The 17689-nt window shown below is 35.8% G+C and carries 13 protein-coding genes and 1 riboswitch; of the genes, 10 read left to right on the top strand and 3 right to left on the bottom strand.

Features of this window, described 5'->3' with window-relative positions; all coding sequences use genetic code 11:
• Window positions 1-10 precede the first annotated feature (10 nt).
• The 7 genes from ACXVYO_RS14655 to ACXVYO_RS14625 all read left to right on the top strand — a co-directional run bounded on the left by ACXVYO_RS14655 (window position 11) and on the right by ACXVYO_RS14625 (window position 12816).
• Window positions 11-1627, top strand: coding sequence for a (2,3-dihydroxybenzoyl)adenylate synthase (locus tag ACXVYO_RS14655; protein ID WP_458467591.1), 1617 nt, complete (start codon window positions 11-13; stop codon window positions 1625-1627).
• 48 nt (window positions 1628-1675) lie between these two features.
• The gene (gene dhbB, locus ACXVYO_RS14650) at window positions 1676-2569 is read left to right on the top strand and encodes an isochorismatase (protein WP_458467590.1); all 894 of its coding nucleotides are present in this window, start codon (window positions 1676-1678) and stop codon (window positions 2567-2569) included.
• Window positions 2570-2600: 31 nt separating this feature from the next.
• Complete coding sequence (locus tag ACXVYO_RS14645) at window positions 2601-9761, top strand: amino acid adenylation domain-containing protein (protein WP_458467589.1); 7161 nt, start codon at window positions 2601-2603, stop codon at window positions 9759-9761.
• Window positions 9758-9982, top strand: a complete 225-nt coding sequence (locus ACXVYO_RS14640; protein WP_097819790.1) for an MbtH family protein — start codon at window positions 9758-9760, stop codon at window positions 9980-9982. The genes ACXVYO_RS14645 and ACXVYO_RS14640 overlap by 4 nt, the downstream gene beginning before the upstream one ends.
• A complete protein-coding gene (locus ACXVYO_RS14635) occupies window positions 9982-11424 on the top strand; it encodes an MDR family MFS transporter (protein WP_458467588.1) in 1443 nt (480 codons plus the stop codon). Before ACXVYO_RS14640 ends, ACXVYO_RS14635 begins: the two co-directional genes overlap by 1 nt.
• A 64-nt stretch (window positions 11425-11488) precedes the next feature.
• Complete coding sequence (sfp, locus tag ACXVYO_RS14630; RefSeq protein ID WP_458467587.1) at window positions 11489-12238, top strand: 4'-phosphopantetheinyl transferase Sfp; 750 nt, start codon at window positions 11489-11491, stop codon at window positions 12236-12238.
• Window positions 12239-12273: 35 nt separating this feature from the next.
• Window positions 12274-12816 carry a cold-shock protein gene (locus tag ACXVYO_RS14625; protein ID WP_458467586.1) on the top strand — a complete coding sequence of 181 codons (543 nt, stop codon included), beginning with the start codon at window positions 12274-12276 and terminating at the stop codon, window positions 12814-12816.
• Window positions 12817-12852: 36 nt separating this feature from the next.
• Here the strand turns inward: ACXVYO_RS14625 and ACXVYO_RS14620 are convergent, their stop codons facing one another.
• A complete protein-coding gene (locus ACXVYO_RS14620) occupies window positions 12853-13125 on the bottom strand; it encodes an HU family DNA-binding protein (RefSeq protein ID WP_001043960.1) in 273 nt (90 codons plus the stop codon).
• Between the two features lie 204 nt (window positions 13126-13329).
• On the opposite strand from ACXVYO_RS14620, the gene ACXVYO_RS14615 reads away from it, so the two are divergent.
• The gene (locus tag ACXVYO_RS14615; protein ID WP_458467585.1) at window positions 13330-14097 is read left to right on the top strand and encodes a DUF3891 family protein; all 768 of its coding nucleotides are present in this window, start codon (window positions 13330-13332) and stop codon (window positions 14095-14097) included.
• 14 nt (window positions 14098-14111) lie between these two features.
• Entirely contained in the window at window positions 14112-14636 is a 525-nt protein-coding gene (locus tag ACXVYO_RS14610) for a DinB family protein (RefSeq protein WP_458467584.1), read from the top strand.
• A 47-nt stretch (window positions 14637-14683) separates the two neighbouring features.
• Here the strand turns inward: ACXVYO_RS14610 and ACXVYO_RS14605 are convergent, their stop codons facing one another.
• Together ACXVYO_RS14605 and ACXVYO_RS14600 are read right to left on the bottom strand one after the other, a co-directional pair.
• Window positions 14684-16051 (bottom strand): alanine/glycine:cation symporter family protein, encoded by a 1368-nt coding sequence (locus ACXVYO_RS14605; RefSeq protein ID WP_458467583.1) that lies wholly within the window; start codon window positions 16049-16051, stop codon window positions 14684-14686.
• A 107-nt stretch (window positions 16052-16158) separates the two neighbouring features.
• Window positions 16159-16278, bottom strand: a riboswitch (glycine riboswitch).
• A 219-nt stretch (window positions 16279-16497) separates the two neighbouring features.
• Window positions 16498-17022: a hypothetical protein gene (locus tag ACXVYO_RS14600; RefSeq protein WP_458467798.1), complete on the bottom strand. Its 525-nt coding sequence runs from the start codon at window positions 17020-17022 to the stop codon at window positions 16498-16500.
• Between the two features lie 223 nt (window positions 17023-17245).
• Here ACXVYO_RS14600 and ACXVYO_RS14595 point away from each other — a divergent pair, with 223 nt between their 5' ends.
• Window positions 17246-17578 (top strand): hypothetical protein, encoded by a 333-nt coding sequence (locus tag ACXVYO_RS14595; RefSeq protein ID WP_458467797.1) that lies wholly within the window; start codon window positions 17246-17248, stop codon window positions 17576-17578.
• Window positions 17579-17689 lie beyond the last annotated feature (111 nt).

Here is a 17689-nt window from a genome sequence, read left to right as displayed (position 1 = left end):
GGAAGAAAGAATGCTAACAGGTTATACAAAATGGCCAAAAGAATTTGCCGATCACTATCGAGAGGAAGGGTGTTGGCTTGGTGAAACATTTGGCGGGGTCTTAAGAGAGCGTGCTGAAAAATATGGAGATCAAATTGCGGTTGTAAGTGGTAATACGCATATAACGTATAGTGAGCTTGATAAAAAAGTAGATCGCTTAGCGTCAGGTTTACTGAACTTAGGAATAAAGCAAGAGGATCGAGTTGTAATCCAATTACCTAACGTTATCGAGTTTTTCGAAATATGTTTTGCGCTATTTCGAATTGGAGCACTTCCTGTCTTTGCACTACCTTCACATCGAAGCAGTGAAATTAGTTATTTTTGTGAGTTTGGTGAGGCGAGTGCTTACGTTATTTCAGAGAAAGCTCTCGGTTTTGATTATCGAAAACTAGCAAGAGAAGTGAAAGAGAAAGTGCCAACTTTACAACATGTAATTGTAGTGGGAGAAGAAGAAGAGTTTCTAAACATAAATGATCTATATATAGATTCCGTTCCATTACCAGACGTTCAGCCAAGTGATGTCGCGTTTCTCCAATTATCAGGGGGGACCACGGGACTTTCTAAATTAATTCCTCGAACACATGATGATTATATTTATAGTTTACGTGTTAGTGCTGAAATTTGTAATTTGAATACAGAGAGCGTCTATATGGCAGTTCTTCCGGTAGCACATAATTACCCGATGAGTTCTCCTGGAACATTTGGAACTTTCTATGCGGGTGGAAAAGTAGTGCTAGCAACTGGAGGTAGTCCAGATGAGGCATTTGCACTTATTGAAAAAGAAAAAGTTACGATTACTGCTCTCGTTCCGCCATTAGCAATGATATGGCTTGATGCTGCATCTTCTCGTAATAATGATTTATCGAGCTTAGAAGTGATTCAAGTAGGTGGTGCGAAATTTAGCGCTGAGGTTGCAAAACGTATACGCCCTACATTTGGATGTACGTTACAGCAAGTATTCGGTATGGCAGAAGGTTTAGTAAATTACACAAGATTAAATGATCCTGAAGAAATTATTATTCATACGCAAGGTAGACCGATGTCTACATACGACGAAGTAAGGGTTGTTGATGAAAATGATAACGATGTACAACCTGGTGAAGTAGGAAGTTTATTAACAAGAGGGCCATATACAATTCGTGGTTATTATAAAGCGGCAGAGCATAATGAAAGGTCATTTACTAAAGATGGATTTTATCGCACAGGAGATCTTGTGAAAGTAAATGAACAAGGTTACATCATTGTAGAAGGTAGGGATAAAGATCAAATTAACCGTGGTGGTGAGAAAGTTGCTGCGGAAGAAGTTGAAAATCATTTATTAGCACATGATGCAGTACATGATGTAGCCATTGTATCAATGCCTGATGATTATTTAGGAGAACGTACTTGTGCCTTTGTTATAGCTCGAGGACAAGCTCCAACAATAAGCGAATTAAAAATGTTTTTAAGAGAACGCGGTATAGCAGCTTATAAGATTCCAGATCGAATTGAATTTATTGAATCATTCCCGCAAACAGGTGTTGGAAAGGTAAGCAAAAAAGAGTTACGTAAAGTCATTACTGAAAAACTTATTACGGTAAAACAATAAAAAATATAAAAAATATAAAAAATATAAAAATTGGAAGGAAGTGATTAGATGGCTATCCCATCTATTTCAGTATACAAAATGCCAGTTGAATCAGAACTACCAAAAAATAAAGTGAACTGGACGCCAGATCCGAAACGTGCGGTTCTTCTAATCCATGACATGCAAGAATATTTTCTTGATGCATATAGCGATAAAGAATCACCAAAAGTAGAACTTATTTCAAATATTAAGGTGATAAGAGAAAAATGTAAGGAACTTGGTATACCAGTTGTTTATACAGCACAACCAGGTGGACAAACGTTAGAACAACGAGGGTTATTACAAGATTTCTGGGGGGACGGTATTCCTGCTGGACCAGATAAAAAGAAAATTGTCAGTGAACTTACTCCTGATGAGGATGATATATTTTTAACAAAATGGAGGTATAGTGCATTTAAAAAGACAAATCTATTAGAAATTTTAAATGAACAAGGAAGAGATCAACTTATTATTTGCGGTATTTATGCGCATATCGGCTGCCTTTTAACAGCTTGCGAAGCATTTATGGATGGTATAGAGCCGTTCTTTGTAGCAGATGCAGTTGCTGATTTTTCACTAGAGCATCATAAACAAGCATTACAGTATGCATCTAATAGATGTGCAGTGACGACATCAACCAACTTACTGTTAAAAGAGTTACAAAATGAAAAAGGCGATAAGAGTGAAATGATCACTTTACAGGAAGTACATGAACTAGTTGCACAATTACTTCGTGAACCAGTAGAAAGTGTTGAGACTGATGAAGATTTATTAAATAGAGGACTTGATTCGGTCAGAATTATGAGTTTAGTAGAGAAGTGGCGTCGCGAAGGAAAAGAAATCACTTTTGCGGATTTAGCAGAGAGCCCAACTGTTGTTGATTGGTACCGCTTATTATCTCCGCAAACAGAACATGTACTTTAATATAGACTACATAATAAAGGGGTAGTAAAGAATGCCTAATAGTCAAAAGATTCGTCATTCGTTATCATCTGCGCAGACTGGTATGTGGTTTGCACAGCAATTAGATCCGCTTAATCCGATTTATAATACTGGGGAGTATGTTGAAATAAGCGGAAATATTAATCAAGAAATTTTTGAATTAGCAGTACGTAAAGTTGTATCAGAAGCAGAAGCACTACATGTTCGTTTCGAAGAGGATGAAATGGGCCCATGGCAAGTTATTGAGAAATCGTCAAATTTTCATATGCATTTTATTGACGCTCGTAAAGAAGAGAATCCTGAAGAAGCTGCTAAAGTATGGATGAAAAATGATTTATCTATGCCAGTCGATTTGAAAACAGATACATTATTTACTGAAGCACTTATTCAAGTTGAAAATAATCGTTTCTTTTGGTATCAGCGCATCCATCACATTGTGATGGATGGCTATGGATTTTCACTTCTTAGCCAAAAGGTAGCGAAAGAGTATACATCACTTATAGAAGAAACAAGAAAGAATGAAAAGCCATTTGGTTCTCTTGCAAAAATTGTACAAGAAGATATGGAGTATCGTGAGTCTAAACAATTTCAGGAAGATCGTACTTTTTGGTTAGAAAAGTTTGCAGATGAACCGGATGTCATAAGTTTAGCAGAACGAGCGCCGAGAACATCAAATGGATTTTTACGAGAAACAGCCTATTTATCAAGTTCTAGCACGAAAACTTTACTAGAAGATATTAATATTTCGTTAACAAATTGGCCGGAATTTATTGTCGCTATAACAAGTATTTATCTGCATAAATTAACAGGTGCAAATGAAATTGTTTTAGGTTTACCGATGATGGGGCGCCTAGGTTCAGCATCTATTTATACACCGAGTATGGTAATGAATTTAGTACCACTTCGTCTCACTGTAACTCCAAATATAACTCTTGCGGAATTATTACAGCAAGTTTCTAAAGAAATCCGAGACGTACGTCGTCATCATAAATATCGTCATGAGGAATTAAGAAGAGACTTAAAGTTACTAGGTGAAAATCAAAGGTTATTTGGGCCGTTAGTGAATGTTATGCCTTTTGATTATGGGCTTAACTTTGCTGGGAATCGTGGTATTGCACATAATTTATCAGCAGGACCTGTCGATGATTTATCGATAAATGTTTATAAACGTTTCGATGAAAATGAGTTAATGATTCATTTTGATGCGAATCCGGAAGTATATAATGGCACGGAACTGGCGTTACATAAAGAGAGATTTATGAAGTTATTAGAATTTGTGATAAATGCTAATCCAAAAGACGAGCCGATTGGAAGCATAAACATTACTCTTCCTGAAGAAAATCATAAAGTCCTAATGGAATGGAATGAAACTAAAGAAGCTGAAGAGTTAATCTCTTTACCTACATTATTTGAAAAACAAGTACAAAAAAATCCAAGTAAAATAGCGGTTACGTGTAACGGAGTAGACTTTACGTATAATGAGCTAAATGAACGAGCAAATAAACTGGCGCACTATTTAGTAGAAGAAGGAATAGGACCAAATCAGTTTGTAGCTTTAGTATTTCCAAGATCAATAGAAATGGTAGTTAGCATGCTAGCAGTTTTAAAGGCTGGTGCAGCGTATTTACCAATAGATCCAGAATATCCAGCTGAGCGAATCAATTATATAGTAAATGATGCAAAACCAGTTTGTATTATCACACATTCATCTGTTTCATCTGCTTTAGTTGTAGAAAATGATATGAAAAAAATCGAATTAGATCGTGAAGAAATAGAAATAGCATTAAGAGCATATTCTCATATGAATTTACCATGTAGAAATGATGAATCACTTTTAAAGCCTGCGTATACAATTTATACTTCAGGGTCAACCGGAAATCCAAAAGGTGTAATTGTTCCTATGAGAGCTTTAAGTAACTTTTTATTGGCTATGGACGATATGTTTTCATTACATGAAAACGATCATTTAGTAGCAGTTACAACGTTTGCGTTTGATATTTCTGCACTAGAAATTTATTTACCTCTTATTAGTGGTGCAAGTTTAACAATCGCACAAAAAGAAGTAATTCAAGAACCATCTGCGTTAACGGCATTGTTACAAGAAGAAAGAGCGACAATTATGCAAGCTACACCGACACTTTGGCAGGCGTTAGTAATGGAATATCCAGAGAGACTACAAGGGCTAAAAGTGCTTGTTGGTGGTGAAGCACTTCCAGCTCATTTAGCAAATACATTAAAAGAATTAGGTTGCTCTATTACAAACTTATATGGACCAACAGAAACGACAATTTGGTCTACTTTCAAGACCATCGACGATAATGAAATTGGTATACCTCCTATTGGAAAACCGATTTGGAATACAGACGTGTATGTATTAGATGCAGGGTTACAACCAGTACCACCTGAAGTAATTGGCGAACTATATATTGCCGGAGAAGGACTTGCGAACGGCTATTTAGGAAAACCAGAGTTAACGGCCGAACGATTTGTTGCAAATCCTTTTGGAGAACGAGGGAAGCGCATGTACCGCACAGGTGATCTTGTGAAATGGCGTAACGATGGTGTGCTGGAATACGTGAGCCGAGCAGATCATCAAATAAAAATCCGTGGTTTCCGAATTGAATTAGCTGAAATTGAAACGGTATTACAACGACATGAAAATATTAAACAAGCAGTAGTAATGGTACGAGAAGATCGCCCAAATGATAAACGAATTATTGCGTATATCGTTGCTGAAGAGAAGGATACAATTAACTTTGCAGAAATTCGTTCTTATGTTTCAGAAAGTTTAGCGAATTATATGGTACCTTCAGCGTTTGTGTTGTTAGAAGAATTACCATTAACACCAAATGGAAAGGTTGATAGAAAGAAATTACCAGCTCCTGATTTTAATGAAATGAATAAGGAGAGAGTTGCTAGAAACCCGAAAGAAGAAATATTATGTGATTTATTTGCAGAAATACTTGGTGTTTCTCGTATTAGCATTGATGATAATTTCTTTGAAATGGGAGGCCATTCGCTTCTTGCATCTCGTTTAATGGCAAGAATTCGTGAAACGTTAAGTGTCGAATTAGGAATTGGAAAATTATTTGAATCGCCAACTGTTGCGGAACTAGCGAAACAATTGGATCAAGCAAAAAGTGCAAGACCAGCTATTAAGAAAGTAAGCAGACCAAATGAAGTTCCACTTTCATTTGCACAGCGTAGGCTATGGTTCTTAAATTGCTTAGAAGGTCCAAGCCCTACTTATAATATTCCGTTAGTCATTCGGATTTCTGGAAAGTTGAACGAGGAAGCATTGCAAGGTGCCTTTTATGATGTAGTTGAGAAACATGAGACGCTTAGAACGATTTTCCCTAACGTATTAGGTAGTTCCTATCAGGAAATTTTAGATATGGAAAATTTAAATTTAGAAATGATTATAACAAGAACGTGTAAAGATGAATTAGAAAGTGTGCTTGCAGAGGCGGTAAGATATAGCTTTAATCTTGATATGGAACCAGCAGTTCGTTTGCAACTATTTACAGTGAATGAAAACGAACATGTATTACTAATACTATTGCACCATATTGTAGGGGATGGTTGGTCATTACAACCGTTAACGAGAGATTTTACAGCGGCGTATAAAGCTCGATGTCAAGGTGACAAAGCACAGCTGGAGACACTTCCAGTTCAATACGCAGATTATGCACTTTGGCAACAGCGATTGCTAGGTGATGAAGCTACACGAGAGAGTCTCATTTCAACACAATTAGATTTTTGGAAACAAGAGCTAAAGGGTTTACCAGATCAATTGGAGTTACCTATAGATTACCAGCGTCCAATTGAAACGAGTTACCGAGGAGAAACAATTCATTTTCAAATAGATGCAGTTATGCATAATAGGTTAGTAGAGCTTGCACGGAAAAACGGAGTTAGTTTGTTTATGGTGTTACAAGCAGGACTTAGTGCACTATTTACAAGATTAGGCGCAGGTACTGATATACCAATTGGAAGTCCGATTGCTGGAAGAAATGACGATGCACTATCAAATATAGTTGGGTTATTTGTAAATACAATAGTGTTACGTACAAATACATCAGGAGATCCAAGTTTTAAAGAACTATTGAATAGAGTGAAGCAAGTAAATCTTGCAGCTTATGAAAATCAAGATGTTCCATTCGAACGACTTGTTGAAGTATTAAACCCAGTACGTACTCGAAATAGTCATCCGCTGTTTCAAGTTATGTTAGCCTTCCAAAATACGCCAGAAGCAACCTTTGACGCTCCGGATATAGAAGCGAACCTTGAAATTCAAAGCGTTGGCTCTGCGAAATTTGATCTAACATTTGAAATTAGCGAGAGTAACGGAGTTGATGGTACTCCAAATGGCTTACACGGATTGTTAGAGTTTAGTACTGATCTATATAAACGTGAAACGATTCAAAAATTAATAGAAAGATACATTCTGTTATTAGACGATGCGGCGAAAAATCAGGATCAATCTATTGGTAGATTAGAAATATTAACTTTAGCAGAGAAAAATACAGTGTTAGAAAAGTGGAATGGTGGTTTTCAAATTGTACCAGAAATGACATTACCACAATTATTTGAAAAACAGGCTTATATAAATCCAAATTCTATTGCTGTCGTCTTTGAAGATGAAAAATTAACTTATGAAGAATTGAATAAAAAAGCGAATAAAATAGCTCGATTGCTAATAGCAAAAGGAGTCGGTCCTGATCAACTTGTTGCATTAGCAATGCCGAGATCTTTAGATATGGTTGTGAGTTTACTTGCGGTTCTTAAAGCGGGAGCAGGTTATCTTCCATTAGATCCAGATTACCCGTCTGAACGTATTTCATTTATGCTCCACGATGCGAAACCATCATGTGTTTTAACAAATTCAGATGTGGAAATTGAATGTGATGAGGAACTGAAAATTTTAGTCGATAATGAAAAAGTAATAAAAGAAATAGTGAAATATAGTGAAGATAATATTGATGAAATGGAGCGCATGAAGCCACTATCGCCTTCACATATTGCTTACGTTATTTATACGTCAGGCTCAACAGGTAGACCGAAAGGCGTTATGATACCTCATCAAAACGTAGTAAGACTCTTAGGAGCAACTGATCATTGGTTCCAATTTGACGCAGAAGATGTTTGGACGATGTTCCATTCCTATGCTTTTGATTTCTCGGTTTGGGAAATTTGGGGACCTTTATTATATGGAGGTCGTCTAGTCGTAGTACCACATACTGTAAGTCGCTCGCCGAAAGAATTTTTACAACTTCTTGTTAAAGAAAAGGTAACTGTTTTAAACCAAACTCCATCAGCCTTCTATCAATTGATGCAAGCAGATCGTGAAAATGAAGAAATTGGTCAAACATTATCTTTACGATATGTTGTTTTTGGAGGAGAAGCGCTTGAGCTAAGTCGATTAGAAGATTGGTATAGTCGACATCCTCATAACGCACCAAAGCTTATTAATATGTACGGTATTACAGAGACGACAGTACATGTTAGTTATATTGAGTTAGATGAGAATATTGTTTCTTTACGCGCGAATAGTTTAATCGGTTGCAGTATACCAGACCTTAAAGTATATGTATTAGACAACTATTTACAACCAGTGCCACCTGGAGTAGTGGGAGAAATGTATGTTGCAGGTGCTGGGCTTGCTCGTGGCTATTTAGGAAGAGCGGGCTTAACTGCAGAACGCTTTATCGCAGATCCCTTTGGTAAGCCGGGTACAAGAATGTATCGTACAGGGGACTTAGCGCGTTGGCGTAAAGATGGGACGCTAGATTATATAGGGCGTGCAGATCACCAAATAAAAATTCGTGGATTCCGAATTGAATTAGGGGAAATAGAAGCGGTCATAATGAAACACCCTAAAATTGAGCAAGTAGCCGTTATTGTACGGGAAGATCAACCAGGGGATAGACGATTAGTATCTTATATCGTCGCATCAAATCATGAAACAATCGATACGAATGAAATGCGTCAGTATGCTGGAGGTAGTTTACCAGATTACATGGTTCCATACGCTTTTGTAGTAGTAAATGAGTTACCTTTAACACCAAACGGTAAATTAGATAGAAAGGCATTGCCAGCTCCAGAATTTATCGCATCATCTTATAGTCGTGGACCAAGAACACCGCAAGAAGAAATGTTATGTGACTTATTTACAGAGATTTTAAGTGTACCTCAAATTGGAATTGATGACGGATTCTTTGATCTTGGTGGTCATTCACTTCTTGCAGTGCAGCTTATGAGCAGAATTAAAGAAGCGCTTGGAGTGGAATTAAATATTGGAACTTTATTTGCAGCACCTACTGTTGCAGGGCTTGCGGAAAGACTTGAAATGGGAAATGGTCAAAGTGCACTGGATGTGTTGCTTCCATTACGAGCAAGCGGAGACCAATTACCACTATTTTGTGTGCATCCAGCAGGTGGATTAAGTTGGTGCTATGCAGGACTTATGAAATCTTTAGGAACAGATTATCCAATCTATGGTGTTCAAGCACGTGGTATCGCTAAAAATGAAGAACTTCCAAAAAGTTTAGAGGAGATGGCCGCGGATTATTTAAAACACGTTCGTGAAATACAGCCTCACGGACCATATCGTTTACTCGGTTGGTCGCTTGGAGGAAATGTTGTTCATGCAATGGCGGCGCAACTACAAAATGGAGGAGAAGAAGTAGAATTACTCGTTATGCTGGATTCTTATCCTGGTCACTTTTTACCGAATACGGAAGCACCTACTGAAGAAGAAGCATTAATCGCATTACTTGCTTTAGGTGGATATGATCCAGATAACATGGATGGAAAACCACTTACGATGGAAAGTGCAGTTGAAATACTTCGTAAAGATGGAAGTGCATTAGCAAGTCTTGAAGAAGAGACAATTTTGAATTTGAAAGAAACATATGTGAATTCAGTAGGATTGTTAGGGAAATATGTACCGAAAGTTTATAACGGAGATATTTTATTCTTTAGATCCACTGTTATACCAGACTGGTTTGATCCTATTTCTCCAAATACGTGGCTAAATTATTTAGACGGAGGAATTGTGCAGCACGATATTGATTGTAGACATAAAGATTTATGTCAGCCGGGTCCGCTTATAGAAATCGGACAAGTACTGGCGAAATATTTGCAGGAAAAGAAAGGGGTAAGTACAGTATGACGAATCCATTCGAAAATGATAATTACACATATAAAGTATTAAAAAACGAGGAAGGTCAGTATTCTCTCTGGCCTGTCTTTCTCGATGTACCTATTGGTTGGAATGTCGTACACGAAGAGGCTAGTAGGAATGATTGTTTACAATATGTTGAAAATAACTGGGAAGATTTGAATCCAAAAAGTAATCAAATTGGCGAAAAAATATTAGTAGGAAAACGATAATGAAGGAAAAAATAAATCCAAAGGTAGTTGTAAGTATCGTATATATAACAGCGATGTTTATGGCTGCGATGGATGCAACAATTGTGAATGTAGCACTGCAAACGATAAGTAAAGAATTACAAGTTCCTCCATCTGCGATGGGGACAGTTAATGTTGGGTATTTAGTTAGCTTAGCTGTTTTCCTTCCGATTTCTGGTTGGCTAGGAGATCGCTTCGGCACGAAAAGAGTATTTCTAACCGCTCTTTTCGTATTTACAACTGCGTCTGCATTATGCGGAGTAGCGAACGATATTACTTCATTGAATATTTTTCGTATCATGCAAGGTGCTGGTGGGGGGCTTTTAACACCAGTTGGGATGGCGATGTTATTCCGAACATTTTCACCAGAGGAAAGGCCGAAAATTTCACGGTTTATTATATTACCAATTGCTGTCGCACCGGCAGTAGGACCAATTATTGGGGGTTTCTTTGTAGATCAAATGTCTTGGCGTTGGGCATTTTATATTAATGTACCGTTTGGAATCGTAGCGTTACTATTCGGTCTACTATTTTTAAAAGAGCATATTGAAAAATCAGCTGGTCGCTTTGATTCTCTCGGTTTTGTTCTTTCAGCACCAGGATTTGCGATGCTTATCTATGCACTTAGCCAAGGTCCATCAAGAGGCTGGGGTTCTCCAGAGATTATATGTACTGGAATAGCTGGGATTATATTTATTACATTGTTTATCATTGTTGAACTTAAAGTACAGCAACCGATGTTAGATTTACGCTTGTTAAAAGAACCAGTCTTTAGAAAAATGAGTCTAATTTCATTGTTTTCATCCGCTGGTTTACTAGGAATGTTATTTGTTTTTCCGCTTATGTATCAAAATGTAATAGGAGTTTCCGCACTGGAATCAGGTCTTACGACATTCCCAGAGGCGATTGGATTAATGATATCGTCACAGATTGTACCATGGTCATATAAGAAATTAGGAGCTCGCAAGGTAATTTCTATTGGATTAGCTTGTACAGCGGTTATCTTTGTTTTATTAAGTTTTGTAAATCACGATACGAATCCATGGCAAATACGGGCATTATTGTTTGGTATCGGTATTTTCTTAGGGCAGTCTGTCGGTGCAGTTCAATTTTCTGCATTTAATAATATAATGCCACCTTCTATGGGAAGAGCAACGACTATATTCAATGTGCAAAATCGATTAGGTTCAGCGATAGGAGTTGCTGTATTAGCTAGCATATTATCTTGGTTTGGAAGTAATGAAATACAGAATAATGCACAGGCAGATTTCTTGCCTTATCAAGCTGCATTAATTGGATCTGCACTATTTTTACTCGTAGCATTACTATTTTCTTTACGTATTTCTGATAAAGAGATAATGTCAAAGAAGAAGAAAAAGCCATTACCTGTATTACAAAAAGAGAAAGAAGTTGTAAACGAATAAGTTATAAAATAATAATACTCTTTTGAAATAAAATGATATTGTTTGTTAGAAGGAGAGAGTTTACATGATAGAGAGTAAAGTTGTAGATTCTGTACCGACTCTTAGTGAGAATGATTGTCAAATATGGTGGGCAAGAATTTCGGATCTACAATCATGGCATTACAATTTGCTAAATGACGTAGAACGAGAGAAAGCAAATTCATATCATCATTCGGTAGATCGTGCACGATTTATAATAGGTTGTGTAATTAGTAGATTAGTTCTTGGAAAGATACTTTCTATGTTACCAGTTCAAGTTCCAATTGATCGAATGTGTCCAGTATGTAAGTTACAACATGGCAGACCACAATTACCAGAAGGAATGCCGCAGTTATCTGTTTCACATTCAGGTGAGTGGGTTGTTGTGGCATTTACAAAGTCTGTACCTGTAGGCGTTGATGTTGAACAAATGAATCCAAATGTAGATGTTATGAAAATGGCAGAGGGCGTATTAACAGACTTTGAAATAGCGCAAGTTATGAAATTACCAGATGAACAGAAAATAGAAGGTTTTTTAACGTATTGGACTCGAAAAGAAGCAGTGTTAAAAGCGACAGGTGAAGGGCTAATGATTCCGCCAGTCCATATTACCGTATCGGCTCCAAATGACCCTCCAAATTTGTTGGTTTTTAAGGATAGGCAAGAATTAGTAGAAAATACAATGATGGAAGATATAAGGCCAAGTGTAGATTATATGGCTTCAATTGCAATATTTAGTAAAGAAGTAACTGAAATTACACAGTTAGACGCAGTAGCGCTTTTAAATTATAAATAAGTTAAATAAAAAATCTTATAGAAGAGGTGTTCCTCATGTTAGTAGCGGAAAATAGAACAAATGAATTCACTTATAATGTACAAGTAATTAAAAATATTTTATTTTCTGGAGATACATCATCTATTCATGCTTTAGAAAAGCTTTTGAATGATACAGTTCAGTTTGATGTTCTCGAACAAGAGGTACTTGATAGACAGTACATCCCGAAAGAAGCAAAGAATTTCTTTGATAAAAACGGAACATTTCTTTACCGTGTATCCAATGTTAGTTATAAAGGAAAAGTGTTATCTGAAAATCTAATTTTTGCGGACACTTCGTTTTTACCAAATACAATTAAGAGTGAATTAGAGAGTGGAAATATTCCAGTTGAAAAGCTTATAGAAAAGATGGAAGTAAGAAGAAACGTATTATACGAAGGATATCAGCCTTCTGGAAATATTATTGAATTGTTTGATGGGTGCTCTGTTACGGCGAATGTGTATCCAACTAGAAAATATCAAATTGTAAGTAACTGCAAATGTATATTTTATATTTGTGAAGTGTATCACGCTGAGAATATAAAGGAATTACTTAAATAAACAAGAAACCAGCCTATAAAATGGCTGGTTTCTTGTTTATTTAACAGCTTCTTTTAACTCTTTACCCGCTTTAAATGCTGGCACTTTACCAGCAGCGATTTGAATTTCTTCGCCAGTTTGTGGGTTACGTCCTGTACGAGCAGATCTTTCGCGCACTTCAAAAGTTCCAAAGCCGATTAATTGAACTTTATCGCCAGATTGTAATGCAGTAGCAATTGTGTCAAATACGGATTGTACCGCTGCAGAAGCTTCCTTTTGAGAAATATCAGCGGATTGTGCCACGTTTTTAACTAATTCTGTTTTGTTCATGTTTTCACCTCATAAAAAGTTTTTTAGAATGAATGTTTTAGTATAATGGGTAGTATAGAGAAAGCTATTTATATGGTTAGAAAGAATACTATATAGTTATGTTAATTTCGTTGTAAGAGACTGAATCCCTGCTAATAATTAGGGATTAATTAAGAATTGATGTATAGAAAACGCTGTAATATGAGGATGAGGGGGAGTATATGAATGATTTTTCGTGAAAAGAATGAGAAAGAAAGTATATTAATTCGTCAACATGATCATGGTTTTTTAGCTGGAGAGATTGCAAAGCATATAAAAGAAGATTTTTTTGAAGATGACACATACTTAAAAGAGACAATTGATGCAATATATGAGCATGATAGAGGATGGATAGAACTTGATAAAGTTCCAATTTTGAATGATGCTAAAAATATCCCATATACATTTATGGACTGTCCAAGTTCATTACGTTTTGTTTTTTATACGATTGGTTTGAATGAAATTGAAGGGTCTAACCCATACGGAGCATTACTTTGTAGTAAACATTTTTTATCATTTCCATTAAATGAGGAAGATGAAGAGATGATGTCATTTTATACAGGGGAATTGGAACGACAAAAAAGAATTTTGAAAACGCTAACAAAAGAACAGTTTGCGATGTTCGATAAACATTATAGATTATTAAAGTTTTGCGATGAACTTTCTTTATATGTATGTATGAACAAACCTGGTGTAGAAAAGAAAGATGAAATTACTTTGTTTAAAGATGGTTTTGAAGGAACAGAAATGTTTAATAGTAAGGAGGAGAAACCTATTCAAGCTGAATGGATGGACGAGGAAACAATTCGGATTACACCGTTTCCATTTCAAACGGAATTTCATACGTATGTAAATAATAAAACTATAGATAAACGTGAAATTGAAGAAAAAGGAATTGTAAAGGCTGATAGAGAATCAGAAATAAAGAAACAAACCATTCATTTCATACAATAGGGGGGCGATTTTGATTGAAAGAGTACATGTTAAAACAGGTGGATTATCATGCTTGGGCTAATATACGATTATTCAATCGACTAAAAGAATTACCAAACTATGAGACGATTTTTACTGAACAGATAAAGAGTGTGTTTCCATCAATTAAGGATACTTTTGCACATATGTATATTACAGATCAAGTGTGGTTACACATATTGCATGGTAAAAGTATGAATGAAGCAATACAAGACCGAGAAAGTTTACGAACACAAATCGAAAATAAATCGTTACATGAATTAGAAAAAATGTTTGAAAACATGGAAAATCAATATAAAGAATTTTTAAGTACAATACAAGACGTGAATGCTGTATTTGTTATCGAGAATCCATATGTAGGTAAATTAGAAACTTCAATTTTAGAATTAGTGCAACATGTCGTAAATCATGGTACATATCATAGAGGAAATATAACAGCGATGATCCGTCAACTTGGTCATTCATCGACAATGACGGATTTTGTGCTGTATTTACATATGGCGCAGAAGGAAGTGAAATAAGTGAAAAAAGAATGGCTATTATAGATAAGCCATTCTTTTTTTAGTGATTAACTTGCCTGTTTTTTATGATTTTCTTTCAATTTCTCTGCTTGTAAAAAGCGATTCGTTTCAGATACAACAATACCACTTAACCCAATCAGGCCAATTAAGTTTGGAATTGCCATAAGTCCATTTGCAATATCAGCAAATGTCCATACGATACCTAATTTTAAATTAGCCCCAATAGCAATCATGAAGATAAAGATTGCTTTATAATATTTAACAGCACCTTCTCCAAATAAATAAGCCACGCATTTCTCTCCGTAATACGACCATCCTAAAATAGTAGAGTAGGCAAATAATATAATCGCAATACCGAGAATCATACTACCTGCAGTACCAAATACAGATTGGAAAGCTAATGTGGTAGCTTCAACACCGGTTTTTCCTGACTTCCATGCACCTGTAGTAATTAATACAAGTCCTGTAATAGTACATACAATAAACGTATCTAGAAAAGTACCAGTCATTGAAACTAAAGCTTGTTTTGCAGGTGAATCTGTTTTTGCAGCCGCCGCGGCAATAGGCGCACTACCTAAACCAGCTTCGTTCGCAAATACACCGCGCGCCATTCCGATTTGGATGGCAGATGCAACTGTTGCACCGATAAAGCCACCAGCAGCTGCAGTACCATTAAACGCGCCAGAAAAAATAAGTGAAAATGCTTCTGGGATTTGATCGTAGTGATAGAAAATAATAATAAGACCAGCAATGATATAAAAGAAAGCTTTAATAGGAACGATATATCCTGTCACTTTCCCGATTTTTTTCACACCACCTAAAATAACAATAGCGATTAAAAACGACATTAATATACCAGTTAAAGCAGGTGGGAAAGAGAAATTAATTCGCATTGCCTCTGCAACTGAGTTAGATTGCACCATATTACCGATACCGAAAGAAGCAGTTGTGCCGAATATAGCGAATAAAACAGCAAGCCATTTCTTACCTAAACCACGTTCTAAATAGTACATTGGTCCACCTGAATATTCACCATTCTCATTACTAACACGGTATTTCACCGCGAGAATTGCTTCAGCATACTTTGTTGCCATACCGAACAAAGCAGTAATCCACATCCAAAAGATTGCACCGGGTCCACCGATTGTCACAGCAGTTGCAACACCAGCTATATTCCCCATACCAATCGTTGCCGCCATAGCTGTCATAAGTGCTTGGAAGTGGCTAATATCTCCAGAAGAAGATGTATCTTCTGATTTTTTAAATGCTAGTTTGTGAGCGTATAATAGTTTACTAAACTGTAAACCCTTTAAACGGACTGTGAGAATGATACCAGTACCAACGAGTAACAACAACGTTGGTAATCCCCACACATAGTGATTGATTTGTTCTAATACTGTACTTACTGTCTCCATCTGTATTCTCCTTTTTATGAAAAAATAAAAACCACTTCAAGTAAATGAAATGGTCTCTGGAGAAACAAGGGATAGAAAAATAAACCGATACAAATCGGCTTTTTCTTTCGCTTGTCTCTGTCCTTTTACCTGAGAGATTATCCGCTATAGTAGCAGATTTGCTCCTTCGGTGCTCGTTTTCCTCCGCGCTATATATAGCGAGAGGGAGTCTCTCCAGAGATTCGTCCCCATGCAGTTCTACTTGTAACCAAGACCTGAGAGTTTCAAAGTTGATTCAGCAACTTTTTGCCCCGTCGGTAGATCAAAAGACCTTCTCCTGAATGGTTCATCCGAATTATAAAATTAATAACTTATACGCATTGAATGTGTATAGAATCAATAAAAACATTATAGATATACATTTATTAAAATGCAATCATTTTTTTATTTTAAAATAGTAAAGTGTTCTATTTTTTCGACAGTCCTAATTTATCTTCCACTTCAGTTAAAGTAGATAAAGCGATGATAATAAGTTGATCGGCAAGTCCTAAAGAGTGTTTAGTATTTTCAATTATTTCATTAGCTGAAGTATAGCTATTGGCTCCAGCTATAATCAAATCTGCTGCATTTTTCATGAAGTCAGATGCAGTTTTAAATTCTGTTGTGAAATAGGTTAGTTGCTTTTTTATATGTACTTCTACTATGTTTTCTTCAATTTGAATTGTGTCTATTTCTTTTATGATTGTTTCATATTGCTTGGAAACAGAACTCATTGTACTTAAAAGTTTAGTTCTGTCTACCGAATCTCCGTTTATGTTAATACCTTCCGAAGAAGGCAACCAATCTTTCTCAATGATGTCATTATAATTTGTAGTTAATTCATTTATTTTAGGTTGCAAGTTAGTTTTGAATGTTTTTGTATCAATTGTTTCTACAGTTGCTTTTTTGTTATTATTTTTATCTATTATTGTGTAGAAAACCGTACTGGTCATGATAAAAATAAAAATTACAACTGACCATTTTTTTGAAAATAAATTCCTCAATGAGTAACGCCTCCAAAATAAAAAACTATTAATTACAATATATAATAATTATGTTATTTGTAATAGAGAATTTATCCTAGAAGTGATTTAAATTATGTTTTTTCTATACATAAATAATTAAAATAAGTAAAATGATGAAAGTAATATGAGAGAAAAGAGGGTTTTAGTGAAAATGAATAGAAAAAAACTAGTTTCAAATATTTCAATGGCCATGTTATTAGTTAGCTTATTTGCACTCATATATCTGGACAAAGAATCTAAAATTGAAGATTTTCCGGTACCAATGTCAGCAATCCATATTAACGATGATAAGGAAGCAAATTATAAATATATAAGTGTAATGCCTATTACAAAGGCCAGTGGATGGGAGAACTTAGGGGAAAACGGGCATACTGTTAGTTTTAAAAAAGGAGAGAGGAATGTAACAGTATTACATTATCCGGGAGAACTAACGTATTATTTATTTGAGAAAAAGGTACATAAGGGAGATAAGATAAAGATGTAATTCGTTACGGGTTACATCTTTTCTTTTGATTCTGAATTATTTGAAATAAAATCAGATAGATGGTTTGATAGATATAGAGATAAATATGATTAGTTCCATATGTCTATAAAG

The sequence above is a fragment of the Bacillus sp. BC08 genome (assembly GCF_054326875.1).
This window is presented reverse-complemented; position numbering and strand designations above follow the sequence as displayed.